The sequence below is a fragment of the Streptomyces sp. NPDC051219 genome, assembly GCF_040682335.1.
GTDB lineage: Bacteria > Actinomycetota > Actinomycetes > Streptomycetales > Streptomycetaceae > Streptomyces.
The window spans coordinates 466394-489634 of record NZ_JBFBAS010000001.1 but is presented as its reverse complement, the minus strand read 5'-3'; the positions used below and the strand labels follow the sequence as shown (position 1 = coordinate 489634).

Annotated in this window: 29 protein-coding genes and 1 pseudogene; 13 read left to right on the top strand and 17 right to left on the bottom strand. The window is 69.8% G+C overall.

Annotation, left to right across the window (positions count from 1 at the left end; all coding sequences use genetic code 11):
• Positions 1–18 precede the first annotated feature (18 nt).
• Complete coding sequence (locus AB0M62_RS02360) at positions 19–855, bottom strand: MurR/RpiR family transcriptional regulator (protein ID WP_366072167.1); 837 nt, start codon at positions 853–855, stop codon at positions 19–21.
• Between the two features lie 315 nt (positions 856–1170).
• Between AB0M62_RS02360 and AB0M62_RS02355 the strand changes: the two genes are divergently transcribed.
• The 7 genes from AB0M62_RS02355 to AB0M62_RS02325 are packed head-to-tail and all read left to right on the top strand — an operon-like array spanning position 1171 to position 5977.
• On the top strand, positions 1171–2271 hold the full coding sequence (locus AB0M62_RS02355; RefSeq protein ID WP_366072166.1) for a PQQ-dependent sugar dehydrogenase: 1101 nt from the start codon (positions 1171–1173) through the stop codon (positions 2269–2271).
• A gap of 50 nt (positions 2272–2321) precedes the next feature.
• On the top strand, positions 2322–2459 hold the full coding sequence (locus AB0M62_RS02350; protein WP_366072165.1) for a pyrroloquinoline quinone precursor peptide PqqA: 138 nt from the start codon (positions 2322–2324) through the stop codon (positions 2457–2459).
• Positions 2460–2467: 8 nt separating this feature from the next.
• A complete protein-coding gene (gene pqqB / locus AB0M62_RS02345) occupies positions 2468–3367 on the top strand; it encodes a pyrroloquinoline quinone biosynthesis protein PqqB (RefSeq protein WP_366072164.1) in 900 nt (299 codons plus the stop codon).
• Complete coding sequence (gene pqqC / locus AB0M62_RS02340; RefSeq protein ID WP_366072162.1) at positions 3364–4086, top strand: pyrroloquinoline-quinone synthase PqqC; 723 nt, start codon at positions 3364–3366, stop codon at positions 4084–4086. The genes pqqB and pqqC overlap by 4 nt, the downstream gene beginning before the upstream one ends.
• Positions 4083–4355 carry a pyrroloquinoline quinone biosynthesis peptide chaperone PqqD gene (pqqD, locus tag AB0M62_RS02335; protein WP_366072161.1) on the top strand — a complete coding sequence of 91 codons (273 nt, stop codon included), beginning with the start codon at positions 4083–4085 and terminating at the stop codon, positions 4353–4355. The genes pqqC and pqqD overlap by 4 nt, the downstream gene beginning before the upstream one ends.
• On the top strand, positions 4352–5542 hold the full coding sequence (pqqE, locus tag AB0M62_RS02330; RefSeq protein WP_366072160.1) for a pyrroloquinoline quinone biosynthesis protein PqqE: 1191 nt from the start codon (positions 4352–4354) through the stop codon (positions 5540–5542). The genes pqqD and pqqE overlap by 4 nt, the downstream gene beginning before the upstream one ends.
• 9 nt (positions 5543–5551) lie before the next feature.
• The gene (locus AB0M62_RS02325) at positions 5552–5977 is read left to right on the top strand and encodes a hypothetical protein (RefSeq protein ID WP_366072159.1); all 426 of its coding nucleotides are present in this window, start codon (positions 5552–5554) and stop codon (positions 5975–5977) included.
• 359 nt (positions 5978–6336) lie between these two features.
• Here the strand turns inward: AB0M62_RS02325 and AB0M62_RS02320 are convergent, their stop codons facing one another.
• On the bottom strand, positions 6337–7722 hold the full coding sequence (locus AB0M62_RS02320) for a cystathionine beta-synthase (protein WP_366072158.1): 1386 nt from the start codon (positions 7720–7722) through the stop codon (positions 6337–6339).
• A 151-nt stretch (positions 7723–7873) separates the two neighbouring features.
• On the opposite strand from AB0M62_RS02320, the gene AB0M62_RS02315 reads away from it, so the two are divergent.
• The 3 genes from AB0M62_RS02315 (at position 7874) to AB0M62_RS02305 (ending at position 11363) form a co-directional block, all read left to right on the top strand.
• On the top strand, positions 7874–8872 hold the full coding sequence (locus AB0M62_RS02315) for an SGNH/GDSL hydrolase family protein (protein WP_366072252.1): 999 nt from the start codon (positions 7874–7876) through the stop codon (positions 8870–8872).
• Positions 8873–9027: 155 nt separating this feature from the next.
• Positions 9028–10248, top strand: coding sequence for an acetyl-CoA C-acetyltransferase (locus tag AB0M62_RS02310; RefSeq protein WP_366072157.1), 1221 nt, complete (start codon positions 9028–9030; stop codon positions 10246–10248).
• A 323-nt stretch (positions 10249–10571) separates the two neighbouring features.
• Entirely contained in the window at positions 10572–11363 is a 792-nt protein-coding gene (locus tag AB0M62_RS02305) for a hypothetical protein (RefSeq protein ID WP_366072250.1), read from the top strand.
• Here the strand turns inward: AB0M62_RS02305 and AB0M62_RS02300 are convergent.
• Positions 11360–11710 carry a hypothetical protein gene (locus AB0M62_RS02300; RefSeq protein WP_366072156.1) on the bottom strand — a complete coding sequence of 117 codons (351 nt, stop codon included), beginning with the start codon at positions 11708–11710 and terminating at the stop codon, positions 11360–11362. The genes AB0M62_RS02305 and AB0M62_RS02300 overlap by 4 nt on opposite strands.
• A gap of 100 nt (positions 11711–11810) precedes the next feature.
• Here AB0M62_RS02300 and AB0M62_RS02295 point away from each other — a divergent pair, with 100 nt between their 5' ends.
• Entirely contained in the window at positions 11811–12041 is a 231-nt protein-coding gene (locus tag AB0M62_RS02295) for a DUF4287 domain-containing protein (RefSeq protein ID WP_366072155.1), read from the top strand.
• A gap of 88 nt (positions 12042–12129) precedes the next feature.
• Here AB0M62_RS02295 and AB0M62_RS02290 read toward each other — a convergent pair whose 3' ends face one another.
• The 14 genes and pseudogenes from AB0M62_RS02290 to AB0M62_RS02225 all read right to left on the bottom strand — a co-directional run.
• Positions 12130–13026 (bottom strand): Bax inhibitor-1/YccA family protein, encoded by an 897-nt coding sequence (locus AB0M62_RS02290; protein WP_366072154.1) that lies wholly within the window; start codon positions 13024–13026, stop codon positions 12130–12132.
• Positions 13027–13295: 269 nt separating this feature from the next.
• Entirely contained in the window at positions 13296–13595 is a 300-nt protein-coding gene (locus AB0M62_RS02285; protein WP_366072153.1) for a gas vesicle protein K, read from the bottom strand.
• Positions 13571–13801 (bottom strand): gas vesicle protein, encoded by a 231-nt coding sequence (locus AB0M62_RS02280; protein ID WP_366072152.1) that lies wholly within the window; start codon positions 13799–13801, stop codon positions 13571–13573. Before AB0M62_RS02280 ends, AB0M62_RS02285 begins: the two co-directional genes overlap by 25 nt.
• Positions 13788–14624: a GvpL/GvpF family gas vesicle protein gene (locus AB0M62_RS02275; RefSeq protein ID WP_366072151.1), complete on the bottom strand. Its 837-nt coding sequence runs from the start codon at positions 14622–14624 to the stop codon at positions 13788–13790. The genes AB0M62_RS02280 and AB0M62_RS02275 overlap by 14 nt, the downstream gene beginning before the upstream one ends.
• A complete protein-coding gene (locus tag AB0M62_RS02270; protein ID WP_366072150.1) occupies positions 14621–14971 on the bottom strand; it encodes a gas vesicle protein in 351 nt (116 codons plus the stop codon). Before AB0M62_RS02270 ends, AB0M62_RS02275 begins: the two co-directional genes overlap by 4 nt.
• Positions 14968–16029: an SRPBCC family protein gene (locus tag AB0M62_RS02265; protein ID WP_366072149.1), complete on the bottom strand. Its 1062-nt coding sequence runs from the start codon at positions 16027–16029 to the stop codon at positions 14968–14970. The genes AB0M62_RS02270 and AB0M62_RS02265 overlap by 4 nt, the downstream gene beginning before the upstream one ends.
• A 5-nt stretch (positions 16030–16034) precedes the next feature.
• Positions 16035–17108: a histone protein gene (locus tag AB0M62_RS02260; RefSeq protein WP_366072148.1), complete on the bottom strand. Its 1074-nt coding sequence runs from the start codon at positions 17106–17108 to the stop codon at positions 16035–16037.
• Entirely contained in the window at positions 17105–17371 is a 267-nt protein-coding gene (locus tag AB0M62_RS02255) for a gas vesicle protein GvpG (protein WP_366072147.1), read from the bottom strand. Before AB0M62_RS02255 ends, AB0M62_RS02260 begins: the two co-directional genes overlap by 4 nt.
• Before the next feature lies 1 nt (position 17372).
• Complete coding sequence (locus tag AB0M62_RS02250; RefSeq protein ID WP_366072146.1) at positions 17373–18119, bottom strand: GvpL/GvpF family gas vesicle protein; 747 nt, start codon at positions 18117–18119, stop codon at positions 17373–17375.
• Positions 18120–18124: 5 nt separating this feature from the next.
• Complete coding sequence (locus AB0M62_RS02245) at positions 18125–18580, bottom strand: gas vesicle structural protein GvpA (protein ID WP_366072145.1); 456 nt, start codon at positions 18578–18580, stop codon at positions 18125–18127.
• Positions 18581–18622: 42 nt separating this feature from the next.
• Positions 18623–18940: a gas vesicle protein GvpO gene (gene gvpO, locus AB0M62_RS02240; protein WP_366072144.1), complete on the bottom strand. Its 318-nt coding sequence runs from the start codon at positions 18938–18940 to the stop codon at positions 18623–18625.
• A gap of 281 nt (positions 18941–19221) precedes the next feature.
• Positions 19222–19377 carry a DUF6131 family protein gene (locus AB0M62_RS02235; RefSeq protein WP_366072143.1) on the bottom strand — a complete coding sequence of 52 codons (156 nt, stop codon included), beginning with the start codon at positions 19375–19377 and terminating at the stop codon, positions 19222–19224.
• A gap of 237 nt (positions 19378–19614) precedes the next feature.
• On the bottom strand, positions 19615–19821 hold the full coding sequence (locus AB0M62_RS02230) for a YbdD/YjiX family protein (protein WP_366072142.1): 207 nt from the start codon (positions 19819–19821) through the stop codon (positions 19615–19617).
• Positions 19822–19835: 14 nt separating this feature from the next.
• Positions 19836–21380 (bottom strand): annotated as a pseudogene (locus AB0M62_RS02225) (carbon starvation CstA family protein); the annotation flags it as partial.
• Here AB0M62_RS02225 and AB0M62_RS02220 point away from each other — a divergent pair.
• Both AB0M62_RS02220 and AB0M62_RS02215 read left to right on the top strand, forming a co-directional pair.
• On the top strand, positions 21379–21882 hold the full coding sequence (locus AB0M62_RS02220) for a hypothetical protein (RefSeq protein ID WP_366072141.1): 504 nt from the start codon (positions 21379–21381) through the stop codon (positions 21880–21882). The pseudogene AB0M62_RS02225 and the gene AB0M62_RS02220 overlap by 2 nt on opposite strands.
• Positions 21883–22392: 510 nt before the next feature.
• Complete coding sequence (locus AB0M62_RS02215; RefSeq protein ID WP_366072140.1) at positions 22393–22749, top strand: hypothetical protein; 357 nt, start codon at positions 22393–22395, stop codon at positions 22747–22749.
• Positions 22750–23241 lie beyond the last annotated feature (492 nt).

The window sequence follows — 23241 nt, the reverse complement described above, 5'->3', positions numbered from 1 at the left end:
CGCACTACTCGGCGCGCACTACTCGACGAACAGCCCGCGGGCCGCCGCCTTCGTGTCGAACTCCTCCAGCCGCGCCTGCGCGTCCGGCAGGCAGTCGCACATCGCCTCCAGCAGCACCCGCCCCAGCAGCATCGGCGCGCACGCCGTGTCGAAGGCCAGGCCGGTCCCCACCGCCGCCGGAATCAGCAGGTCCGAGTACTTGGCGACCGGGGCGAACGCGGAGTCCGCCACCGTGACCACCTTCAGGCCGGCCGACCGGGCGTGCGCCAGCGCCTCGACGACCTCCCGCGGATGCCGTGGCAGCGCAAAACAGAGCAGCGTGGTCGCCCCCGCACGCACCGCCGCGTCGATACGGTCGGCCAGCATCGAGCCGCCCTCGTCCAGCAGCCGTACGTCCGGGTGGACCTTGCCCGCGAAGTACGCGAAGCCGCGCGCCTGCGACGATGCGGCCCGCAGGCCGAGTACGGGCAGCGGCCGGGACGCGGCGAGCAGCCGGCCCGCTTTCTCGACCGGATCCGGGTCGGCCAGCAGCGAGGCGAGGTGCCGAAGGTTCTCGATCTCGGCATGGACGGCCTGCTGGTACTCGTTGTACGCGTCGGTGGTGGCCACGGGCTCCGCCGGGGCCACCTCGCGCAGGTGCTTGCGCAGCGCCGGATAGCCGTCGAAGCCGAGCGCGACCGCGAAGCGCGTGACGGAGGGCTGGCTCACGCCTGCCAGCTCGGCGAGCTCGACGCTCGACAGGAACGGCGCGTCGGCGGCTCTGCGCACCATGCAGTGCGCGATACGCCGTTGTGTCGGGGTGAGCCGACGCCCCTCGAAGAGCTGCTGCAGGCGCGCTGCCGGGCTGTCGGTCACGTCATCCCCCTGAGCGACATCACGCCTCCTATCGGCACCTATTCAGTCACAGTGCACTCTGCATGACCATATGCAGCCGAGGAGGACCGGGCAAGGGCTTCCGGACGGGTGAACCCGAGTGGCACGCCGCTCACACACCGTCAAGAATCCTCAGCAGAACGTCGCGACGACATACCGTTGGCCGCTCACCTGGTCCTTTTCCGGCCCTCACGCGTGCCATCCGATGCAGAACGGAAAGGTGTCGAAATGGCACGGACAAGTCCCCCGGCTCAGCACTCCTCCCGCAGATCCCCCCGTAAGCCCCTCCTCAGGGGCATGGCTTCCCTCACCGCGATAACCGCGATCCTGACAACCGGCGTGGCGGAGTCCGCGGCCGCGGCGCCGTCCACCGCGAACCCGACAGGGGACGCCGCGTTCGGCGCGGCCACCGACGGTGGCGCCCCGGCCGGCGTCAGCAGGTTCTCCGAGAGCTGGACCGGGCCGTGGACCATCGCCTTCATGCCGGACGGAACCTCGGCGCTGGCGACCGAGCGCCACACCTACCGTGTCGCCCGGCTGGGACGCGACGGCTCCAAGAAACAGCTCGGCAAGGTGCCGCACACTTTCGCCGGTCCCGGCAAGCCTCATGGCAACGGCGGGCTCCTGGGTGTCGCTCCTTCGCCGACCTGGAACGGCACCACGGACAGGCGCGTGTACTTCATGCACACCACGGCGAGCGACACCAGGGTGGTGAGGATGAGCTACGACGGCAGGTCGCTCACGGACTACACCCCCGTGCTCAGCGGAATCGAGCGGGGCGGCGACCACAACGGCGGCAAGCTCGCCTTCGGGCCCGACGGATACCTCTACGTCTCGACAGGCGACGCCCGGAAGAAGAAACTCGCCCAGGACAAGAGCTCGCTCAACGGAAAGATCCTGCGGATCACCAAGAGCGGCGCTCCGGCGCCCGGCAATCCGTTCGGCAACCGCGTCTACAGCTATGGCCACCGCAACCCTCAGGGCCTGGCCTGGGACCGCAACGGACGGCTGTGGTCGGCGGAGATCGGCGAGGGCAAGTTCGACGAGCTCAACCTGATCAAGCCGGGGGCCAACTACGGCTGGCCAACCTGCCAGGGCTCCTGCGGCGTCGCGGGCATGACGAACCCGAAGAAGACCTGGAGGCCGGCGGAAGGGGTGCCCAGCCAGCTCGCGATCGTGCGCAACGTCATCTATGTGTCGACCCTGCGCGGGAAGCGGCTGTGGCGCGTACCGATCGACGGGAACAACGAACGCGTCGGGTCGGCAACACAGTTCTACAAGGGCACCTACGGCCGGCTGCGCGCCATCGCGAAGGTCCCCGGTGAGGACGAACTCTGGCTGGGCACCAACGGACGCGGAGCCGACAGGGACCTGATCCTCAAGGTGACCATCAAGTAGTCCCGGACCAATCCCCACACAGTTCCCCAACGGAAAGGCAGGAAGAACCGATGAACGAAACCATGGAGCAGACGGAGCTGAGGCAGACCGCTGCGGAGGAGACGGAGGCCACCACCTGGCAGACGCCCGGTCACATGGTCGTCGAGACCGCGCTGGAGGTCACCGGCTACTCCCTCAACTCCCGCTAGCCGACGCAATGCTGCTGCAGGTGCTCGGCACCGCCGCAGGCGGCGGAATCCCCCAGTGGAACTGCGCGTGCCCCGGGTGCTCCGGGGCACGCGCCCACCCGCGCTGGCGCCGCCGCCACGCCTCCCTCGCCGTCCGGGCGGGTGAAGGCCACTGGTACCTCGTCAACGCGACACCCGACATCGGTGACCAGATCGAAGCCCGGCCCGGCCTCCACCCCGGCCCCGGACTCCGGCAGACGCCGGTCGCCGGACTGGTCCTCACCGACGCCGAACTCGACCACACCCTGGGCATCGCGCGGCTGCGTGAGGCGGACGGGCTCCAGGTACTCGCCACGTCCCCGGTCCGCCGGGCCCTCCGGGACCGTCTGCAACTCGGCGCGGTGCTGGGCCCGTACACCTCCGTGACCTGGCGGGAGCTGCCACGGCGCGGCGCGGAGTCGCTGGACGGCGGCACGTCCACCGTCCAGATCAGCGGAATCCCGGTATCCGGCAAGCGCCCGCGGTACGCCGCCGACGCCCCGGACGACGACGCGTGGGTCGTCGCGCTGCGCCTGTACGACTCCGTCTCCGGCGCGTCCGCCGTCTACGCCCCCGCCCTGGCCGCGTGGCCCGACCGCCTCCAACAGGCCGCGGCCGAGGCCGACCTCGTCATCGTCGACGGCACCTTCTGGGACGACGAGGAACCCCGCCGCGCCGGCATCTCCTCCCGCACCGCCACCGGCATGGGGCACTTGCCCATCGACGGGCCGGGCGGCACCGCCGAGCTCCTGGCGCCGCTGGCCGCCCGGTGCCTCTACACGCACCTCAACAACACCAATCCCCTCGTCGACCCGGCGGCACCGCAGCACAAGCGGCTCGCCCGGCTGGGCATCGAGGTGGCGCACGACGGGATGGAGATCGAGCTGTGACCACGGCACTCGCCCCGCGCGCGGAGCTCTGGAGCCCCGCCGAGTTCGAGGCACGTCTGCGCGCGGTGGGGGAGGAGCGGTACCACGACCGTCATCCCTTCAACCTGCGTATGCACAGCGGCGACCTCAGCCCGGAGGAAGTCCGGCGCTGGATCGCCAACCGCTTCCACTACCAGCGCCACATCCCCGTCAAGGACGCCCTGATCACCGCCAAGCTGGACACCCCCGCGCTGCGCCGCATGTGGCTGCGCCGTATCCAGGACCACGACGGGCAGGCAGACGGGGAGGGCGGCATCGAGCGGTGGCTGCGGCTCGGGGAGGCGGCGGGCCTTGACCGTGGGACCCTGCTCCGCGCCGACACCGTGCTGCCGGGCGTACGGCTGGCGGTCGACGGTTACGTCAATTTCTGCCGCCTGAGCCCACCCCTCGAGGCCGTCGCCGCTTCGCTCACCGAACTGTCCGCCCCGGATCTCATGCGCACCCGCATCGATGCCTTCGAACGCCACTACCCGTGGATCGAGGCCGACGGACTGGCCTACTTCCGCACCCGTGTCTCGCAGGGCCGGCGCGACAGCGCCGAAGCGCTGGACCTCGTCCTGCGCTGGGCCCGTACCCGGGACGACCAGGAACGCGCCGTGGCCGCGCTCCGCTTCAAGTGCGACGTCCTGTGGTCACTGCTGGACGCCGTGGACCACGCGGCCCGCCGGGAGCAGGCGTGAGGACGGTGCCCGAGACCGACTGGCGGCCCGTACTGGCCCCCGTCATCGTGCTGCGGCACGACCGTGTGCGCGGCGCGGACCTGCTGGTCCTGCCAGAACGCGTCGTCGTCCTGACGGGCCGGGCCGCGATGGTCGTCGGCCTGTGCGACGGCACCCGCAGCGTGGGCGGGATCGTCGACGAGCTCACCGAATGCTTCCCCGGAGCTCCGGTGGCCACCGACGTCCCGTCCTTCCTCGACCAGCTGCGAAAGGAGGGCTGGCTCCAATGACCGCTTCCGCTCCGGCCGGCGCACCGGCCCGCCCCTGGGCCCTCCTGGCCGAACTGACCCACGCCTGCCCGCTCCAGTGCCCGTACTGCTCCAACCCGCTGGAACTCACGCGCCGGTCCCGCGAGCTCACCACCGAGCAGTGGACGGACCTGATGCGTCAGGCCGGCGAGTTCGGGGTCGTCCACACCCACCTTTCGGGCGGCGAGCCGCTGCTGCGCCCGGACCTGGAGCAGATCGTCTCCGCGGCGGAAGCCGCCGGGATCTACACCCAGCTGGTCACCAGCGGCACCGGTCTGGACGAGGCCCGGCTGACCGCACTGGCCGATGCCGGGCTGCGCAGCGTCCAGCTGTCCGTCCAGCACGCCGACGCGCGTGCCTCCGACCGGATCGCCGGGCGCCCGTCCTTCTCCGCGAAGGAGCGGGCCGCGGCGCTGGTACGGGGCATGGGCCTCCCGCTCGGTCTCAACGTCGTCCTGCACCGCGAGAACCTCGACGCCATCGACGCCATCGTGGAACTCGGCCTGTCCTGGGGCGTGGACCGCATCGAGCTGGCCAACACCCAGTTCTACGGCTGGGGCCTGCTCAACCGCGCCGCGCTGCTCCCCGGCCGGGACCAGCTCGCCCGCGCCCGGGAGGCCGTCGAGCGGTGGCGGGAGCGGCTGGCCCCCGGTCGGCCCGAGCTGGTCTGGGTGGTTCCCGACTACTTCGACGGCGTGGCGAAACCGTGCATGGGCGGATGGGGAGCGGTCTCGCTCACCGTCGCCCCGGACGGCACGGTCCTGCCCTGCCCGGCCGCGGCCTCTGTGCCGGACCTGGCCCCGCCGAACATCCGCGACCGGCCGCTGTCCTGGATCTGGGACCACTCCAGGGCCTTCAACCGCTACCGGGGCACCGACTGGATGGCCGACCCCTGCCGCAGCTGCTCCCGGCGCGAGGAGGACTTCGGCGGCTGCCGCTGCCAGGCGTACGCGCTCACCGGGGACGCCGGCCGTACCGACCCGGCGTGCGGGCTGTCCCCGGACCACGGTCTCCTGCGGGCGACGGCCGGCGGGACGGCGGATGCGGCGCAGCCGCCGCCGTACGTCTACCGCAGGCCCGGGGCGCTGCGGGAAGTGGCCCGAGCCGGCTCCGGCTCCCCCGCCGATACTGGGGCTATCCCCACTGTGCCGAGCCGGCCCGGCCCGTAGCGTGGACGCATGGAAGCCCGTGACCAAGAGCTCAAGAAGGAACTCGACGCCACCTTGCAGGCGCGCAGGGAACTGGGGCCGGAGTACGAGTCCGCCCTTCTCGACTCGTTCCTGGAGAAGGTCGAGCAGCGCCTGGACGGAACGGTGGACCGGCGCGTACGCCGTCAGCTCGCCGAGCAGCAGATGGTGGCCGCCCGAGGCGCCCGTTCCCCGCACGTCGTGGACGGGAACTTCGGCGAGCGCTTCGGCTTCGGCATCATCACGATGATCCTCGCCATCCCGCTCTCGGCGATCGGTGCGGTGCAGGCTGACCTGGAGGGCCTGGTCGTCACCTGGGCCGGCATCGTCGGGGTCAACGCGGTCTACGCGTTCCGGGGGTGGCCGGGGTTCCGCCGCCGCCGGGGAACCGGCCAGCGGTCCGACTGGGAGGACTGAGCGACGAGGGAGTGGTGGGCGGGGACCGCCGCACCCCCGGTGGCCCGGGGGGCGGGACGACGGCGGTCCCCGCGAGGACACGGGCCGGGTCAGGGCCGGTCTGCCGCGTCCATGGCGTCATGGAGGTCCGGGAGCCGCTCCGGAGGTCCTTGGCGCCGTTCGTGGTTGCCGGCGGTTCGTGCATGTTCCTGCCTGCCGACAACCACCAATGTGCCGGACCCGTGTTAAGCGGGTGCTGCCGCAACGTGTCGCGCTCGTACCACTTTCGCGAAGCCGAGCGGACCTCGGTCCTCCGGAACGGGCCCCGGTCCTCCCGAGCGGGCCGCGGTCTCCTTCGGGGAACGGACCCCGTTCCTCCGCTACTTGGTGCCCTTCGCCAGGAAGGCCAGCAGGTCCTGCCGGCTCACCACACCGGTCGGCTTGCCCTCGACCAGCACGATCGCCGCGTCCGCCTGGCCCAGTACGGCCATCAGGTCCCCCACCGGCTCACCGGAACCAACCTGCGGCAGTGGCGCGCTCATGTGCTTCTCCAGCGGGTCCCCGAGCGACGCGCGCTGCGTGAACAGCGCGTCCAGCAGATCGCGCTCGACGACCGAGCCGATGACCTCCGCCGCCATGACGTCGGGGTGGCCGGCGCCCGGCTTGACGATCGGCATCTGCGAGACGCCGTACTCGCGCAGCACCTCGATCGCCTGGCCGACCGTCTCCTCCGGGTGCATGTGCACGAGTGAGGGCAGTCCGCCCTGCTTGTCGGCGAGCACCTGGCCGATGCGCGCCGCCGGGCCCGCCTCCTCGAGGAAGCCGTGGCCCGCCATCCACTCGTCGCTGAAGATCTTGCTGAGGTAGCCGCGGCCGCTGTCCGGCAGCAGGACGACGACCACGTCGTCCGGGCCGAGGCGCTCGGCGACGCGCAGCGCCGCCACGACCGCCATGCCGCAGGAGCCGCCGACGAGCAGGCCCTCCTCCCTGGCGAGGCGGCGGGTCATCTGGAAGGAGTCCTTGTCGGAGACCGCGATGATCTCGTCCACCACGCTGGGGTCGTAGGCGGTCGGCCAGAAGTCCTCACCGACGCCCTCGACGAGGTACGGACGGCCGGAGCCGCCGGAGTACACCGAGCCCTCGGGGTCGGCGCCCACGTTGCGCACGCGCCCCTCCGAGACCTCCTTGAGGTAGCGGCCGGTGCCACCGATCGTGCCGCCCGTGCCGACGCCCGCGACGAAGTGTGTGATCTTCCCGTCCGTCTGCTCCCACAGTTCGGGACCGGTGGTCTCGTAGTGCGAACGGGGGTTGTTCGGGTTGCTGTACTGGTCGGGCTTCCAGGCCCCCGGCGTCTCGCGGACCAGCCGGTCCGAGACGTTGTAGTACGAGTCGGGGTGCTCGGGGTCGACCGCAGTCGGGCAGACGACGACCTCCGCGCCGTACGCGCGCAGCACATTGATCTTGTCGAGTGACACCTTGTCGGGGCAGACGAAGATGCACTTATAGCCCTTCTGCTGGGCCACGATGGCGAGTCCGACACCGGTGTTGCCGCTGGTCGGCTCGACGATCGTGCCGCCGGGCTTGAGCGCGCCGCTCTCCTCCGCCGCCTCGATCATGCGCACGGCGATACGGTCCTTGACCGACCCGCCGGGGTTGAAGTACTCGACCTTGGCCAGGACGGTCGCCTGGATCCCTTCGGTCACGCTGTTGAGCCTCACCAGCGGGGTGTTGCCGACGAGGCTGATCATCGAGTCGTGGAATTGCACCTTGTTCTCCAGGGAAGCGGTCTCCGGGGTCTCCGGCTACTCCGTGAGATGTCGCCAGCGTATGCGGAAAGTGATTGGACGACCGCCGCTACGGGGCAGTTAGCTCTTGAGCGGCTACGAGGAGGTGGCGGGGACTGTGTCGAGAGCGAGGGTGGCACGGCGCATCGCTACGGGTGCGGCGTACGGCGGAGGCGGGATCGGCCTCCTGGGGGCGGCGGCGGTCGGACTGGTAATCGCCGAGGTGCAGCTGGCGAAGCGGACGGTCGGGGGGGGACACGCCGATCCACCCTGTGCGGACGGACTGTACGGAACGATCTTCGGCCGCGCCCGCCCCCCACTCCGGTTCGGGATGCTGGGCGACTCCACGGCGGCCGGGCAGGGCGTCCACCGGGTTCGCCAGACGCCCGGAGCGCTGCTGGCCTCGGGGCTGGCGGCCGTGGCCGAGCGCCAGGTGGAGCTGCGCAATGTCGCGCTGCCCGGGGCCATGTCCAACGACCTGGACCGCCAGGTCATGCTGCTGCTGGCGGACCCGACCCGGCGCCCCGACGTCTGCGTGATCATGATCGGTGCCAACGATGTCACGCACCGGATGCCGCCCACCCAGTCCGTCCGGCATCTCGCCGCCGCCGTGCGCCGGCTGCGGACGGCCGGAGCCGAGGTCGTCGTCGGCACCTGCCCTGACCTGGGCACGATCGAGCCGGTGTACCAGCCGCTGCGCTGGCTGGCCCGTCGGGTGAGCCGTCAGCTGGCCGCCGCGCAGACGATCGGTGTGATCGAACAGGGTGGCCGCACGGTCTCGCTGGGCGATCTGCTCGGCCCGGAGTTCGCGGCCAACCCGCGCGAGCTCTTCGGCCCGGACAACTACCACCCCTCGGCGGAGGGGTACGCGACCGCGGCCATGGCGGTGCTGCCGACCCTGTGCGCCTCGCTCGGCCTGTGGCCGGAGACGGACCGGCTGGACGCGTCGCGCGACGAGGACATGCTGCCGGTCGCGAAGGCCGCCTCGGCGGCAGCTTCCGAGGCGGGCACCGAGGTCACCGGCGCGCGCGCCCCGTGGGCCCTGCTCAAGCACCGGCGCCGGCGCCGGCTGCCGGCCGTTACGGACCCGGCCGCCCCGGCGGAGCCGGCGGCGTCGCCCCGGCGGCCGTAACGGCACGGCGGGCGGCGCGGCTGCGGCATCATGGACTGAGCGAGCGCTTAGAAAAGAGGCCCGCATCACACGGTCACTCCGGTGACCTGAGCGATACGTACGGGTAACTTCCCACTCAGTCCCGCCTTGTGTCCCCTGAGCCTTCTGGAGCCGTAATGCCCGAAGCCGTGATCGTCTCTGCTGCCCGTTCCCCCATCGGTCGCGCCTTCAAGGGGTCCTTGAAGGATGTGCGGCCCGACGACCTCACCGCCGAGATCATCAGGGCCGCGCTCGCCAAGGTGCCCGAGCTGGACCCGCGCGACATCGACGACCTGATGCTCGGCTGCGGCCTCCCCGGCGGCGAGCAGGGCCACAACCTCGGCCGCATCGTGGCCGTGCAGATGGGCATGGACCACCTGCCGGGCTGCACCATCACCCGATACTGCTCCTCGTCCCTGCAGACCTCCCGCATGGCGCTGCACGCCATCAAGGCCGGCGAGGGCGACGTCTTCATCTCCGCCGGCGTCGAGACGGTCTCCCGCAGCATCAAGGGGTCCTCGGACGGGCTGCCGGACACCCACAACCCCCTCTTCGCCGACGCCGAGGCCCGCACCGCCGCCGTCGCCGAGACCGAGGGCTCGACCTGGCACGACCCGCGCGAGGACGGCCTGATCCCCGACGCGTACATCGCGATGGGACAGACCGCCGAGAACCTCGCCCGTCTCAAGGGTGTGACCCGCCGGGACATGGACGAGTTCGGCGTACGGTCGCAGAACCTCGCCGAGGAGGCCATCAAGAACGGCTTCTGGGCGCGCGAGATCACGCCCGTGACGACCCCGGACGGCACTGTCGTCTCCAAGGACGACGGCCCGCGCGCCGGAGTCACCCTGGAGGGCGTGGAGGGCCTCAAGCCCGTCTTCCGCCCCGACGGCCTCGTCACGGCCGGCAACTGCTGCCCGCTCAACGACGGCGCCGCCGCGCTGGTCATCATGAGCGACACCAAGGCGCGGGAGCTCGGTCTGACCCCGCTGGCCCGGATCGTCTCCACTGGTGTGACCGGCCTGTCGCCCGAGATCATGGGGCTCGGCCCGGTCGAGGCCAGCAAGCAGGCGCTGCAGCGCGCGGGCCTGACCATCGATGACATCGACCTGGTCGAGATCAACGAGGCGTTCGCCGCCCAGGTGATCCCGTCCTACCGTGACCTCGGAGTCGACCTCGACAAGCTCAATGTCAACGGCGGCGCGATCGCCGTGGGCCACCCCTTCGGCATGACCGGCGCGCGCATCACGGGCACGCTGATCAACAGCCTCCAGTTCCACGACAAGCAGTTCGGCCTGGAGACCATGTGCGTGGGCGGCGGCCAGGGCATGGCCATGGTCATCGAGCGGCTGAGCTGAGCGCCTGAGCCGGCGGGCTCGAGCCGGTACCCGACCGAGCCGCGCTGATCCGTGCGCCTGGCTCAAAACCACAAGTGATGGTCGTCGGGGCGCCCGGCCAACCCCCTCGCTCCTGACCCGTGACCGAATCTCCCCCAGGATGTGACCTTTCTCCTGGGGGAGATACGTTTCCGCAGGTCAGAACCATCACAGGAGTAAACGCGGGGTTGAAAGAACTGTCCAATTCGTGACGTAATGCACTGACAACCATTCCCAGACCACGACACTCTGATGTAGGAAGTCCGGGGGGATCGACAGAAACCGGGAGAACGTCAGTGAGCGCCATGTCTCTTGCCCTGCTGCTGACCACGGCCGCTGCCACCGCCGTGGGCGGCGCCGCCCTGCACGCTGCTCACGGGTTGCGCAAGCAGGTCACCGCCCTGCGCGGCGAGCTGACCGCGGTCGGCCACACCCGCGGCCCCCTCGTACCCGCCGCCCGCACCGCCCTCGACACCCCGGCGGAGATACGGGCGGCCGTCGCCGAGGCCCTCGCCGAGGAGCGTGAGCGCGAGCTCGCCGAGGCCCGCGCGTTCTGGGCGGCACAAGAGACCCGCGACGCCGCGGACGCCCCCTCGCTGCTGGGTGGGTTGCACGGGCTGGGCGAGGACGCCCCGCTCTTCCTGCCCCGCCAGGCCGACCTGGTGGGCCTCGAACCCCTGCTGGAGCTGGACGACGAGCCCGTCGCCGAGTTCGCGGAGGACTCTCCCGAGCTGGCCGCGGCCCGTCGCCGCCACCCCTCGCACCCCGATTTCGTACCGGCTCAGCCGTCTCCGCTGGGCGACCACGAGCGCACGGTGAACCGCCTCGAGGAGCTTGCCGAGGCCCGCACCGCCCTCGCCGACGTCCGGCCCGGCCCGCTCGGCACGCTCGACGTGTACGTCTTCGCCGACGGCACCACACTCTGCATGACCCCGGGCCACCGCGAGACCGCCGAGCGCCTCGCCGCGGCCCTCCGGGACGGCAGCGCGCCGGTCCTGCTGGGCGGCTCGGGCGTCTCCGGTGCGTACGCCCTGACGTTCTCGTGCGGCGAGGACAGCGTCTACATCCTCGCGGACCGCGTCATCGCGTCCCTCTAGCCGTCAGCCCGGCGACCCGGGCCAAGCGCCCGCGTCGCGGCCGCTTCCACCAGCCGCACGGCCTCGTTCACGTCACTCGAAGTTGACGCCGACGGGGCCGTTTTCAGTGCCTCCGCCAAATCATGGCCCGCGACGCAGACCTGGTCCGCCACCACGAACATCCCGGCGTCCGGCATGATCCGCGGGTCCCGGCCAGGAGCCTCCAGCTGCTGGGCCCGTACGGCGAGTTCCCTGGCCAGGGCAAGGCCCTCGGCCGCGGCTCCGCGCTGCAGCCGGCTCTGCGGGGCGGCCCTCAGCCGGTCGGCGAATCGGTCCACGGCAGCCGTCAGCGGCGTTGTATCCAGCACGCCGCGACCCTACGCGCCCGTGCGGGACTGTTGCCAACGGGCCAACGCTCAGGCACGGTGTCGTGAAGGACCAGTACGCGCAATGCGTCCGGAGGCGCCGATGTCCCAAGTCTTCTCCGAGGAAACCCACCGGAACCTGCTCTCTCGTATCCCTCATTGCACCGGTCGTGAAGTCTCCGACTGGATTCGCACCGTCGACGAAGGCCCAGCCCTGTTCCGTTTCGAGGAAAAGGTCAGCTGGCTCCGCAGTGAACACGATCTGGCCTATGGCCATGCGAAAGCGATCATCCACGAGTACGACCTGAGGCGCGCCGCGCGCAAACTGCGCTGAGCTCGTTTCCTCACGACGAAGGGCCCGCGGAAGTCCGCGGGCCCTTCGTGCTGCGTCCACAGGTGCTGCGCGCACCTACAGCGGTACGTCAGTCGTCGCCCTGCAGGATCGAGAACAGCCGCAGCATCTCCAGGTAGATCCACACCAGCGTCATGGTGAGGCCGAAGGCCGCCAGCCAGGACTCCTCGCGCGGAGCGCCGTACGCCACGCCGTCCTCGACCTGCTTGAAGTCGAGGGCGAGGAAGCACGCGCCCAGGATGATGCCGATGACACCGAACATGATGCCGAGGCCGCCACTGCGGAAGCCGAGGCCGTCACCGCCGCCGAAGACGGAGAACAGCAGGTTCGCGGCCATCAGCAGGATGAAGCCCATGGCCGCGGCCATCACGAAGCCGTAGAAACGGCGGGTGACCCGGATCCAGCGCATCTTGTAGGCGATGAGCACGCCGGCGAACACCGCCATCGTGCCGAGCACCGCCTGCGCCACCACACCGTCCGCGATGTACGTGGAGACGGCGCTGCTGATCACTCCGAGGAAGACACCCTCGAAGGCGGCGTACGCCAGGATCAGCGGGGGCGACGGCTTGCGCTTGAAGGACTGGACGAGCGCCAGCACCAGCGCGACCAGGGCAGCGCCGATGGCGATGCCGTAGGACGTGCCGAGGTTGGCCGGATCGACCGGGAGGAGGACCCAGGCCAGCACGGCGGTCAGCACGACGGTGCCGAGCGTCATGGCGGTACGGGCCACGACGTCGTCGATCGTCATCACGCCGGTGCGCGCGGGCGCCTGCGGGGCGCCGGTCTGCAGGTCCTGCTGGGCGTACGGGTTGGTCGCGTACGGGTTGGTTGCGGTCCCCTGGGCGTACGGGCTGCCCTGGGTGCCCACCACGGGGCCCCCGGCCTGCGGCTGCTGCGCGTTGAAGCCGGCGTAGCCGTTGTCGCGGCTGAACCCCCGTCGCGAGAAGACCGGGTTACTGCTCCTCATTTCACTCCTCCGTGGCCACACTGCGCGGCCTTGGCTCAAGAGTAATGCGTAAGCAAAAGAAGCACCCTAGTGCTCCAGGAGGATCTTTCGCCCCTGTTGCCCGGCGGCCCTCCCCTCCCTGGTGGGAGCGTGCCCCGGACTTGCACCGGCACGCCCCTCACCGAGGGTGCCACCCCTCGCCTCCCGATCACAGACAGCCACCGCCGAGCGGGTGACACGCACCCCCCGACCGGCCGAGGCGCGATCACGCCTCGGCGGCAGGTCCCGGGTCAGTCGCGGGGAAGGAGCGTTCCCAGGGGGCCGAGGTCGAGGTTGAGGTCCTCGCGGCCGAGGCCGTGCTGCTCGCACAGCTCGTTCATGCGCTGATCAAGCATCATCAGCGTGGTGCCGATGCGCTCCACCTGGTCGTCGGTCAGGCCGCCTTCCTCCACGCGGCGGACGGCCTGCCGTTCCATGAGCTGCCGCAACAGTTCCACGACGGTCAGGACGAGACCGACCAGGTCCTGGCCGGCCTTGTCCGGGTCCACGTCCAGTCGGGGGTCGGTCACAGCGGGCCTCCGTCGGCCCATGGTGCGGGGACCCGCTCGTTGACCGAGGAGAGCAGGGCGTGCAACGACAGCCGGACCAGCGGCACCTCCGCGATCGCGATGACCAGATCGCCGCTGACGACCACGCCGGTGGCCAGCAGCCGGTCCAGCAGGTCGACCAGCGGGACGCCGATGGGGGCGCGGGCGGGGTCGTCGGCGTCCCAGGGGACCGGCTCAGTTGTCCGCATCGCCCATGCCTCCGCCCGCGAAGGAGTACGGCACCCATGGTCCGGACAGCTCGATGTCCGCCCCGGTCCGGCGGCGCAGCGTCTCCACGGTGACCGCGACGTCGTCGGCGCGGGACTCCTCGACGAGGTAGGCGGCATTGAGGATCTGGGTGCGCCTGCCCCCGCCCGCTGCCGGCAGTTCTTCGTGGGTGCGCAGCCGTCGGGCGTCGGTGGCCATGCCGCGCATGACGGTGTCCACGTCCTCGGCGATACGCAGGGCCGCGTCCTGCCGCTCGCGGCGGGTGTGATGCTGGTTGCGCATCCGTTCCAGGTAGGCGCGTCCCGCCCCGGCGGGCGCTGGGCCCTGGCCCGCCGGAGACACGGGTCCCGGGGAGGGCGCTTGCCGGGGGGCGTAGACCTTGACGCCCCACTCGACCCGCCCCGTGATGCGGGCGATCGCCGCCCTGAAGCGGGCGGCGTCCGCGGCGAGAGCCTGCCGGGCCCGTTCGTCGCCGTGGTAGAGGGTGGCCAGTGCCAGGGGGACGGTCGGCCCGGTGGCAGCCACCGCGCACACCACCTCGTGGTGTGCGCGGGCGCAGCGTTCCAGGTCGGCCGGGTCGGCCAACCGCTCCTGCCAGGCCTGCGCGCAGAACTCGGCGGACGGCACGTCCTGGACGACCGCGACCAGCGTGCGGAAGGGCAACGCCCGCACCGGGGCCCCTTCGGCGAGGCCCGGCAGGCGCGTCAGAGCGGCCGGGTCGGTCCGGCGGCAGACTGCGAAGACGTACGTATCGGTGGCAAGAGCCGTGGACGTGTGGGTCTCGGAGGCGGTGGGCGCCGTCATCTGCTGCGTCGTTCCTTTCTTTCGGACACGGGGGCGGTCTCCGCCGTCCCGGCCTCCAAGAGCTCCAGGCGCTCACGAAGGCGCTCGTTCTCCTCGGCCAGCTGGGAGCGGGCGGCACGGGAGGACAGCGCCGGGTCGGTCTCCCACCAGTCGATCCCCGCCTTCTTCGCCGTGTCGACCGAGGCGATGAACAGGCGCAGGCGGATGGTGAGCAGTTCGATGTCCAGCAGATCGATTTTGATGTCGCCCGCGATGACGATGCCCTTGTCCAGGACGCGTTCGAGGATGTCTGCGAGGTTGGAGGTGCTGGGGCCGGGGGCGGCTTCGTAGGGCGCGAGATCCGTCAACGGGCCACCTCAGGCTCTTCCTCTTCCTCGTCCTCGTACTCCCAGTCCTCGTCCTCCTCGTCGGCTTCGCCGGGTTCGAGGTCCTCGTCCTCCTCCTCGTCCTCCTCGACGTCCCCCTCCTCCTCGACGTCCCCCTCGTCCTCGTCCTCCTCGACGTCCCCCTCGTCCTCGTCCTCGTACTCCTCGCCGTTCTCGTCCTCGTCCTCGTACTCCTGGTCCTCCTGGTCCTGTTGGCTCTCTTCTTCCTCCACTGCCTCCTCGTGGCTGCGGACCACCTCGCCGTCGCGGATCTCCCCGCGCCAGCCTTCCGGCTCCTTGTCGGTGAGGGAGACGAAGCGCTGGAAGTGCTTGAGGTCCAGGCGCAGCCGGCGCCCCTGGGCACGCCAGAGGTTGCCCGTCTTCTCGAAGAAGCCGGCCGGGTAGTACTCGACCACGGCCACGACGCGGGTGAGGGTCGGCGTCACCTCGTGGAAGCTGACGGCGCCGCGGGTGGTGCCCTTGGCTCCTTCGGACGTCCACACGATGCGCTCGTCAGGGACCTGCTCCTGCACCGTTGCCTTCCAAGAGCGGGTGGAGGGTCCGACCTTCACCTTCCAGTCGCTGGCGGTTTCGTCGGATCGCGAGACGTCCCGGACACCCTTGGTGAAGCTGCTGAACTTGTCGTACTGGGTCCAGTGGTCGTAGACGGTGCGCAACGGCAGGCCGACGTCGATCCGCTCGACGATGTTCATCACCTTGACGTCACCGGAACCGCGGCCGCCTCCTCCGCCGACGGCTCCCTTGACCTTGTCGACCACGGTGTCCTTGACGTCCTTGGCCTTCTCCTTGAAAGCGGCGCCGATCGGCGACTCGCCTCCCAGGATCCGGCCCCCGATCCGGGGCAACGTGCCGCCTTCCTTCGCCGCCTCACTCAGCCGGTCGGTGGCGTCGGTCACCTTGCCACCGGCCGTCTCCGCCAAGCGCTGCGCCTGGGCGCCGAGAAAGCCGCCGAGCTCTTCCCGCAACCGACTCAGGCCGGAACCGACGTTGCCGGAGTTGTCCTTCTCACTCTTCGCCATAGCCGTCACCTCCGGCGCTGCGCACGCGAGGATGTCTTCTTGGCGGCACTCTTGCGGGGGCCGTCGGCCGTCTTCTTCGCCGGTGCCTTCTTTGCGGCCGTCTTCTTCGCAGGCGCCTTCTTGGCGGCTGCCTTCTTGGCGGCAGGCCGGCCGGGTGCGGCCTTCTTCGCAGGTGCCGTCTTCTTCGCCGCCGGCGGGGGTGCGGCCTTCTCCGCGGGCGCCTTCTTGGCGGCGGGCCGGCCGGGTGCGGCCTTCTTGGCGGGCGCCTTCTTGTCAGGCGGTGTCTTTGCGGCCGGCGGCCCTGCCGGGGCTCGCTTGCGGGGCCTTCCAGGGGCTCGCTCAGGGCGGGGCTGACGACGGGCGGCAGGCCGGCGCCGGGGAGGCTCCTCCGGTTCTTCCTCCTCTTCCGGCTCCGCCTCCTCCTCCGGCTCTTCCGCCTCCTCCTCCGGCTCTTCCGGCTCTTCCGGCTCTTCCTCCGGCTCTTCCGGCTCTTCCGGCTCTTCCTCCGGCTCTTCTTCGTCCGTCGGCTCTTCTACTTCGTCCTCTTCCGGCTCTTCCTCTTCCGGCTCTTCCTCTTCCTCTTCCTCCTGCGGCCTGCGCGCGGCGCGGTGGCGGCGCCACCGGGAACGCTTCCCCTCCTCGGGTTCTTTTTCCTCTTCTTCCTCTTCTTCCTCCGTCGGCTCCTCTTCCCCCTCTTCCTCCTCCGGCTCTTCCTCTTCCTCGTCGTACAGCTCTTCGTCTTCTTCTTCCGGCTCCGGCTCTGCCTTGCTGCCCAAGGACCGTGTGCGCTCCTGCAAGGCGTCCGCGAGAGACTCCAGCTTGCGGTTGGCCGCTGCGGCGACGGCCTTGCGGCCCGCGTCCATCAGCTCGCCGCGGACCTGTTCCTGGAGGTCGGCGACCTGAGGAAGCTCGCCGAGCTTGCGCATGCCCTCCGTGGCGAGTTCGCGTGGGTCGAGCCCGAACCGGCGACCCGCGAGGTACGTCGCCACGGTGAAGGCGAGCTTGCCCTTCTTCGTCCGGCCCAGGACGTAGCCGCCGACCACCGCGGCCGCCAGTGCGGTCTTGGTTGCGTCATTCATGATTGCTTTCCCTTCGGATAGCACGCTGCGACCGGCCGGGTGCGTTCCTCCAACAGGTCGAGCAGTCGCTCTTCCTCACGCTCGAATTCCTCGACATCGATCTCGCCGTCTTCCAGGGCGCGGTTCAGCTCGGCGAGCTGGGCGCGGATCGTCGCCGGATCGTGCAACTCGCGGTCCGCGGTCTCATGCAGTTGCTCCGCGATCCATACGACGCCGCGGATCGGTGCGAACGGCAGTGTGAGCAGCCCGGTGATGAGGCCCATGTCAACCACGCCTCCCGACTGCGGCGGCGTCGGGGGCCACGAAGCTGTAGCAGGGCAGCGGCCCTGTGAGTCTCAGCTCGACAAGGTCCTTGTGGGTGGTGGCGAAACGATTCACCACCGCCTCAACCGCTCGGTACCCGTTTTTGTCCAACAGCAACGACACGTTCAGCACGCATCCGGGGACCTCCGCTCCCCTATGGGCCGCCGTCGCGTGTGGCACGAGCTCGGTCATCAGGCGCCCGGCCGCCTCCGCGGCCCGCCGGGACAACCCGCGGGCGACCGCTTCACCCAGCCGGATGTCGGTCTCGTAGCCGGGCCGGCGGCGCGCTTCCTCCCGCAAACGCCGTACGGATGCGTCCTCGCGCAGCAGCCGTGCCAGTCCGTCGGCCGCGGGCATGGCCTTCACGTTGGCCTCGGCCATGCCGGCCAGCCGCTCCATCATGTCGAGATGGCTCTGTGCTCGGACCTCCAACTCCCGGCGCACCGCTTCCTCGTCGGGCGCCACGGTGCCGAAGCGCATCGGCAGCACCGGCCCTCCGTCGGCGAGTGCGAGCAGGAGACTCTGGTGGGCCAACAGATCGCGCCGCCTGGCGCGGAGCTGGGCGGGCGCGTCGCTGACGACAGCGGCCACGGAACCTTCGCGCACGATCCGGGGGACGACGGTGACTCCCCCGACTCCGGGTTGTTCTGCCGGTACGCGACGACCGGACCGCACGATCCCGTAGACGTAGATGCCGTTCCCCGTCATTTGGCTCACTCCTCCGAAGACCGGCGGCGGGCGCCGGTGCGGGCGGTGGTGCTGCGACGACGCGGCCGCGCCTCCTCCGCCTCTTCGTCCTCATCGTCATCCCTGATGCCGCCGACGGCCTTGCGCACGGTCTCGCCCACCGACTCGGCCGTCTTCTTCACCTTCCGCTTGCCGATGCTCCGGGCCGCCGTGCCGCCCAGCAGCTCTGGCACCGTGGTGCTGCGGGTGTCGCTCTCCAGGTCGAGCCTGTTGCACGCCTCGGCAAATCGCAGGTAAGTGTCGACACTGGCCACGACTATGCGTGCGTCGATTTTCAGGATCTCAATGCCGACCAGAGAGACCCGTACGAAGACGTCGATCACCATGCCACGGTCGAGGATCAGTTCCAGGACGTCGTACAGGTTGCCCGAGCGCGGCCGGCACTCGACTTCGCCCGCATACGTGGTCGTGGTGGTATTCATCGTTGTGGGGTCCTCTCGCGGTGGTCTCGGGATTCGGAGGAGTCACTCGTCGGCCGAACCTCGGCGGTAGCGGCGGACCCTGCGGTACCCGACCAGGTCGCCCTCCCGGTCGAGCTCCACCTCGTACGTGGCGAGCAGGCTTGTGGTGTCCGGGATCCGTGCCACCTCGAGCACGTCCACGTCGACACACCAGCCCTCTTCCTCGCGCCGCACTGCGGAGACACCCTCGACGCAATGGCTGATCAGACCTTCCAGCAACTGGGACGCACGGTGGGCTGCGTGCACAGGATCAGGTGCCGAGGAGCGACGGGTACGAGTAGTGGTGGAGGAGCGCGGGCGCGCCTGACGATGCTCTGCCATATCACCCAGTCTGGTTGCCGACGCGGCCGGCCGCACCCGGAGAGAGGCCGAATGCGCGAGGGGGCCTAAACGGAGCCGGAGCACCGAGACGCAGGCCAGGGTGCAACTGGAAGTCGCACCGACGCCCGCGTCGTCAGCCGGGCCGGTCCGTCGTGTGACGCGGCTGCGGAGCGCGGTGATGCAAGGTGCGTTGTGAGGGTTGCGCGCACGTCTGTCGGTCATGGCCTGGTGCGCGACCCGGGCGTCTCATCGGCCGGTGAGGCTTCTCCTGGCGGAGAGTCTCACCAGTAGTGTCGACGTCCGCCGACGGGGCGTCCCATCGAACCGAGGACCCACAGGATCGCTCCGGCGACGAGGAGGATGATCCCAATGGTCCAGAGGATGGAGATGCCGGTCAGGAATCCGATGACGAGGAGAATGATTCCGAGGACGATCACGGTGCCCTCCGATCTCGAAGTAGTGCTTCCTCCAGTGTGATGCCCGGGGACTTCTGAGGAAAGTCAACGGGACGGCACCCACCGCGGCCGGGCCTCGACGCTTGCGGGTGCCGACGAGGACGGACAAGGAGCACCTCGACGGAAGGCCCGCGCCACGGGGCGTGCCGACGCTTCAGCGGCCCGGAGCAGGCCTCGCGGCCGGGCCGGCGCCGGCGATGTGGCCCGGCGCCGTACCGCTCAGCAGCAACGGAACCCCTCGCGCGGATCGGCTTCCCTGGCGTCCATGCGACTGCGCTCGAACTCTCGGCGCGACATCACCTTCGCGCCCGGGTCGTGGGACCTGGCGTGCGCGACGTAGCGGTCGTACCCCGACTCGCCCGACACCTCGCCCACGTACCAGCGGATCCAGTCCGCCGAGCGTCGCACGCCACGGACCACTGTCATACCCGTCACGGTACTCACGCCCTCCCGCTCCCCGCCGCCTCCCGGTCCGCACCAGCGGTTCCGGCCGCCGCCAGCTCGGCCTTCTCCTCCTTGGTAGGAATCAGCCCGGCCGGCGCGACCAGCTTCGACTCGACGTACGGGACTTCGGCGAGACGGATGCTCTCCGGGGCGCGGATCGACTTCACGCAGACCCTGGCCGCATCCGCGAGAACCACCACGATGAGGACGGCGAAGAGGGCCGAGAGAACGCCGTCGACGGTCGAGTTGGTCACGATGGTGTGCATCTCCTCCATCGTCTTCGCCGGCGGCAGTACCTGGTCGGCGTCGATGCCCGCCTGGTACTTGTCGCGCTGGGTGAAGAAGCCCACCTTGGGATCGCCGGAGAAGATCTTCTGCCAGCTCGCGGTGAGGGTGACCGCGGCGTCCCAGGCGAGCGGAACGCCGGTCACCCAGGCCCACTTGAGACGCCCGGACTTGATCAGCAGCGTGGTGCAGACGGCGAGCGCGACGGCGGCGAGAAGCTGGTTGGCGATGCCGAAGAGCGGGAAGAGCTGGTTGATGCCGCCGAGCGGGTCATGCACACCGACCCAGAGGAAGTAGCCCCAGCAGCCGACCACGACAGCGCTCGCGAACCAGACACCCGGCTTCCAGCTGACCTGCTTCATCGGCTTGTAGACGTTGCCCAGCATGTCCTGGAGCATGAAGCGCCCGACCCGGGTTCCCGCGTCGACCGTGGTGAGGATGAAGAGCGCCTCGAACATGATGGCGAAGTGGTACCAGAACGCCTTAAGACCGGCGCCGCCCACGACCGCCGAGAAGATGTCCGACATACCCAGGGCGAAGGTCGGCGCACCGCCGGTGCGCGAGAGCAGAGTTGCCTCCTCGACGTCCCTGGCGGCCTGTGTCAGCTGCTCCGGGGTGACGGTGAAGCCCAGGTTGGCGACCGCCCGCGAGGCGGATTCCACCGTGGTGCCGAGGACGCCGGCGGGGGAGTTGATCGCGAAGTACAGACCGGGGTCGAGAATGCAGGCGCAGATCATCGCCATGACCGCGACGAAGGACTCGGTCAGCATCGCGCCGTAGCCGATCATCCGGATCTGGGTCTCCTTCTGGATCATCTTCGGGGTGGTACCCGAGGCGATCAGGGAGTGGAATCCGGACAACGCCCCGCAGGCGATGGTGATGAAGACGAACGGGAAGAGGGATCCCGCGAAAACCGGCCCCTGGCCGTTGCCCGCGAACTCGGTGACCGCCGGCATCTTCAGGGTCGGCGCCGCGATCACCACGCCGACCGCGAGCAGCACGATGGTGCCGACCTTCATGAAGGTGGAGAGATAGTCGCGCGGCGCCAGCAGCATCCAGACCGGGAGTACAGAGGCGAAGAAGCCGTACACCACCATCCAGATGACCAGGGTGCTCGGCTCCAGCGTGAAGAAGCCGGCGAGTGAGGACTCGGCGACCCAGCCGCCCGCGATGATCGCGAGCAGCAGCAGCGCGACACCGATGAGCGACACCTCCGGGACCTTGCCCGGCCGCAGCACCCGCAGGTAGAAGCCCATGATCCTTGGCGGACTTGTTGGCGTCGGGGTTCTGGTATCGGATTCGTCCGTCGGCCGCGCTCGACGTCTTGATCTGGGCGTCCCGGCCGTCGACGGTGGTGCTGACGCGCTTGCTGCCGGGGCCGTACGGCTCGGTGATAACGAGGAACCCGGCCTTCACGAGCGGTTCGATCCGGCCGTCCGCGACGGACTGTCCGGCCCAGCCGGGCCGGGGGTAGTGGCGCAGAACGCCGTCTCGGTCGAAGAGGAGCTGTGCCGAGCCCGCCGCGGCCATCAGGTCGGCCTGGCCGGTCGACCAGCCGAGCGTGCGGACCTGCTGCCGCTGCCACGCCCGCTCGCGGGGTCCCTCGAGGAACCCGCTCGCAACCGAGCCGGCCGGGGGCGGCTCCGGGGCGGCCGGGACGGGCTCTGGCTCGGGTGCGGGCGCCGGGGCCTCGGGCTCCGGGCGGTCGCCGGCGGCTCGGCCGGGGCGGGCGGGGTCTCCCGGGTCCGGGAGCCGTAGTTGGCGACGCCGGTCATCGGGCGGCTGCCGCTCGGGTAGCGGAACCGTGACGCGGAACGCGTAGGGGCCTTCTTCCGAGATGCGCTCGATCTCGTCGGCGTGGGCGGCGATCGTCTCGTCCGCGTGCCGGGTGAGGGGGAGGACGAAGGACCACCGTCAGCTTCGAGGACATGCACGCCGCCCTGCGCCGGGAGGTCCTCGACCATCGAATCACCAACGTCATCACAGCACAGCCCCCACCCACAAACGCTCACGGCCGTACGGGACTTGTTCCACCTCACCGCATAACCGCGAAAGAATCAGATCCTGATGATAAATCAAATATGATCAGATGCACGTTCGGAGAGCGCCGGCAGGACGACTGACAGAAAGGCCGCCCTTTGGTTATGTGATGGGCGACATAGCTGTTTTGAATACCGCTGGTAGATCTTGAGGCTTGGGGCATGTAAAAATTCGGTTAGCCCCTGGGCCGCTTGAGGACAGGGCAGCACAAAGCAAAGGAATATGAGTATGCGTTTCCTGACCAAGCGTCGCATCGGAGCAGTGGCTGGGGCCGTTGCGGGCCTCGCCGCACTTGGTACCCTGGCCGCCACTCCGGCGAGCGCAACCGTGTGGTCCAAGAACATGATGGCGCACACGAGCGGGAGTGGAAACTGCCTCAAGGTGTCGGGGTCCACCGGCACCGTGGAGAGGCAGCTCGGATATGACTGGACAAACATGTACTGGACGGTCAAGGCCGGAGAGACCCTCCGGGTCGAGCAGGGCGCTCGCAATCCGTGGGGGGGATGCGACTACAGCGGCCAGCTGGTCAAGTGGGTGACTGTGCCTACCGACGACCTGACGAACTACTGGTACTGGGTAAACTAATCAGGCCGTGTTTTGAACTGAGCTCCTGACCACGCCCCTCACCATGATGATCTCGGTGTGGGGCGTGGGATCTTTCGGATGATCAGTGGCCGGTGCTGGAGCAGGGCTGATGCGTTCTCAGTTGGCAAGATGAGCCGGTCGCCAACTGTGCGCTTTTCAGTCGAGTTGCACGGTTCGACAACGAGAGACGCGACCCTTGACTGCTGTCGGTGCCGTTGCAGCGGATGTTCCGAGTTATGTCCGGCCCCTTTCTCGGGAGTTTCAGGGAAACATTCGGCCAACATTCGAGAACATCACGTCGACGCGAGAACATTCGGCTCCGTAGCGTCGAAGCATCAAAGCCCGTGGCGGAGCTGCAGAGATGGCGTTGGAGACAACAACGAGAGATCCGGTTCAGCTCACCGACCCGCTATACGAACATCCGGAGGCCACGCCGGGTTGCGACGTGTGTGCGGCACTCGTCATGCAGTGGAAGGCCGCGACGGACACACA

Excerpts from the sequence above, each read along its gene's own strand:
- AB0M62_RS02355 (WP_366072166.1), top strand. The coding sequence starts at position 1,171 with ATGGCTTCCCTCACCGCGATAACCGCGATCCTGACAACCGGCGTGGCG.
- AB0M62_RS02350 (WP_366072165.1), top strand. The coding sequence starts at position 2,322 with ATGAACGAAACCATGGAGCAGACGGAGCTGAGGCAGACCGCTGCGGAG.
- pqqB (WP_366072164.1), top strand. The coding sequence starts at position 2,468 with ATGCTGCTGCAGGTGCTCGGCACCGCCGCAGGCGGCGGAATCCCCCAG.
- pqqE (WP_366072160.1), top strand. The coding sequence starts at position 4,352 with ATGACCGCTTCCGCTCCGGCCGGCGCACCGGCCCGCCCCTGGGCCCTC.
- AB0M62_RS02325 (WP_366072159.1), top strand. The coding sequence starts at position 5,552 with ATGGAAGCCCGTGACCAAGAGCTCAAGAAGGAACTCGACGCCACCTTG.
- AB0M62_RS02310 (WP_366072157.1), top strand. The coding sequence starts at position 9,028 with ATGCCCGAAGCCGTGATCGTCTCTGCTGCCCGTTCCCCCATCGGTCGC.
- AB0M62_RS02305 (WP_366072250.1), top strand. The coding sequence starts at position 10,572 with ATGTCTCTTGCCCTGCTGCTGACCACGGCCGCTGCCACCGCCGTGGGC.
- AB0M62_RS02295 (WP_366072155.1), top strand. The coding sequence starts at position 11,811 with ATGTCCCAAGTCTTCTCCGAGGAAACCCACCGGAACCTGCTCTCTCGT.
- AB0M62_RS02290 (WP_366072154.1), bottom strand. The coding sequence starts at position 13,026 with ATGAGGAGCAGTAACCCGGTCTTCTCGCGACGGGGGTTCAGCCGCGAC.
- AB0M62_RS02285 (WP_366072153.1), bottom strand. The coding sequence starts at position 13,595 with ATGGGCCGACGGAGGCCCGCTGTGACCGACCCCCGACTGGACGTGGAC.
- AB0M62_RS02280 (WP_366072152.1), bottom strand. The coding sequence starts at position 13,801 with ATGCGGACAACTGAGCCGGTCCCCTGGGACGCCGACGACCCCGCCCGC.
- AB0M62_RS02275 (WP_366072151.1), bottom strand. The coding sequence starts at position 14,624 with ATGACGGCGCCCACCGCCTCCGAGACCCACACGTCCACGGCTCTTGCC.
- AB0M62_RS02265 (WP_366072149.1), bottom strand. The coding sequence starts at position 16,029 with ATGGCGAAGAGTGAGAAGGACAACTCCGGCAACGTCGGTTCCGGCCTG.
- AB0M62_RS02260 (WP_366072148.1), bottom strand. The coding sequence starts at position 17,108 with ATGAATGACGCAACCAAGACCGCACTGGCGGCCGCGGTGGTCGGCGGC.
- AB0M62_RS02255 (WP_366072147.1), bottom strand. The coding sequence starts at position 17,371 with ATGGGCCTCATCACCGGGCTGCTCACACTGCCGTTCGCACCGATCCGC.
- AB0M62_RS02250 (WP_366072146.1), bottom strand. The coding sequence starts at position 18,119 with ATGACGGGGAACGGCATCTACGTCTACGGGATCGTGCGGTCCGGTCGT.
- AB0M62_RS02245 (WP_366072145.1), bottom strand. The coding sequence starts at position 18,580 with ATGAATACCACCACGACCACGTATGCGGGCGAAGTCGAGTGCCGGCCG.
- gvpO (WP_366072144.1), bottom strand. The coding sequence starts at position 18,940 with ATGGCAGAGCATCGTCAGGCGCGCCCGCGCTCCTCCACCACTACTCGT.
- AB0M62_RS02230 (WP_366072142.1), bottom strand. The coding sequence starts at position 19,821 with ATGACAGTGGTCCGTGGCGTGCGACGCTCGGCGGACTGGATCCGCTGG.
- AB0M62_RS02220 (WP_366072141.1), top strand. The coding sequence starts at position 21,379 with ATGATCCTTGGCGGACTTGTTGGCGTCGGGGTTCTGGTATCGGATTCG.
- AB0M62_RS02215 (WP_366072140.1), top strand. The coding sequence starts at position 22,393 with ATGCGTTTCCTGACCAAGCGTCGCATCGGAGCAGTGGCTGGGGCCGTT.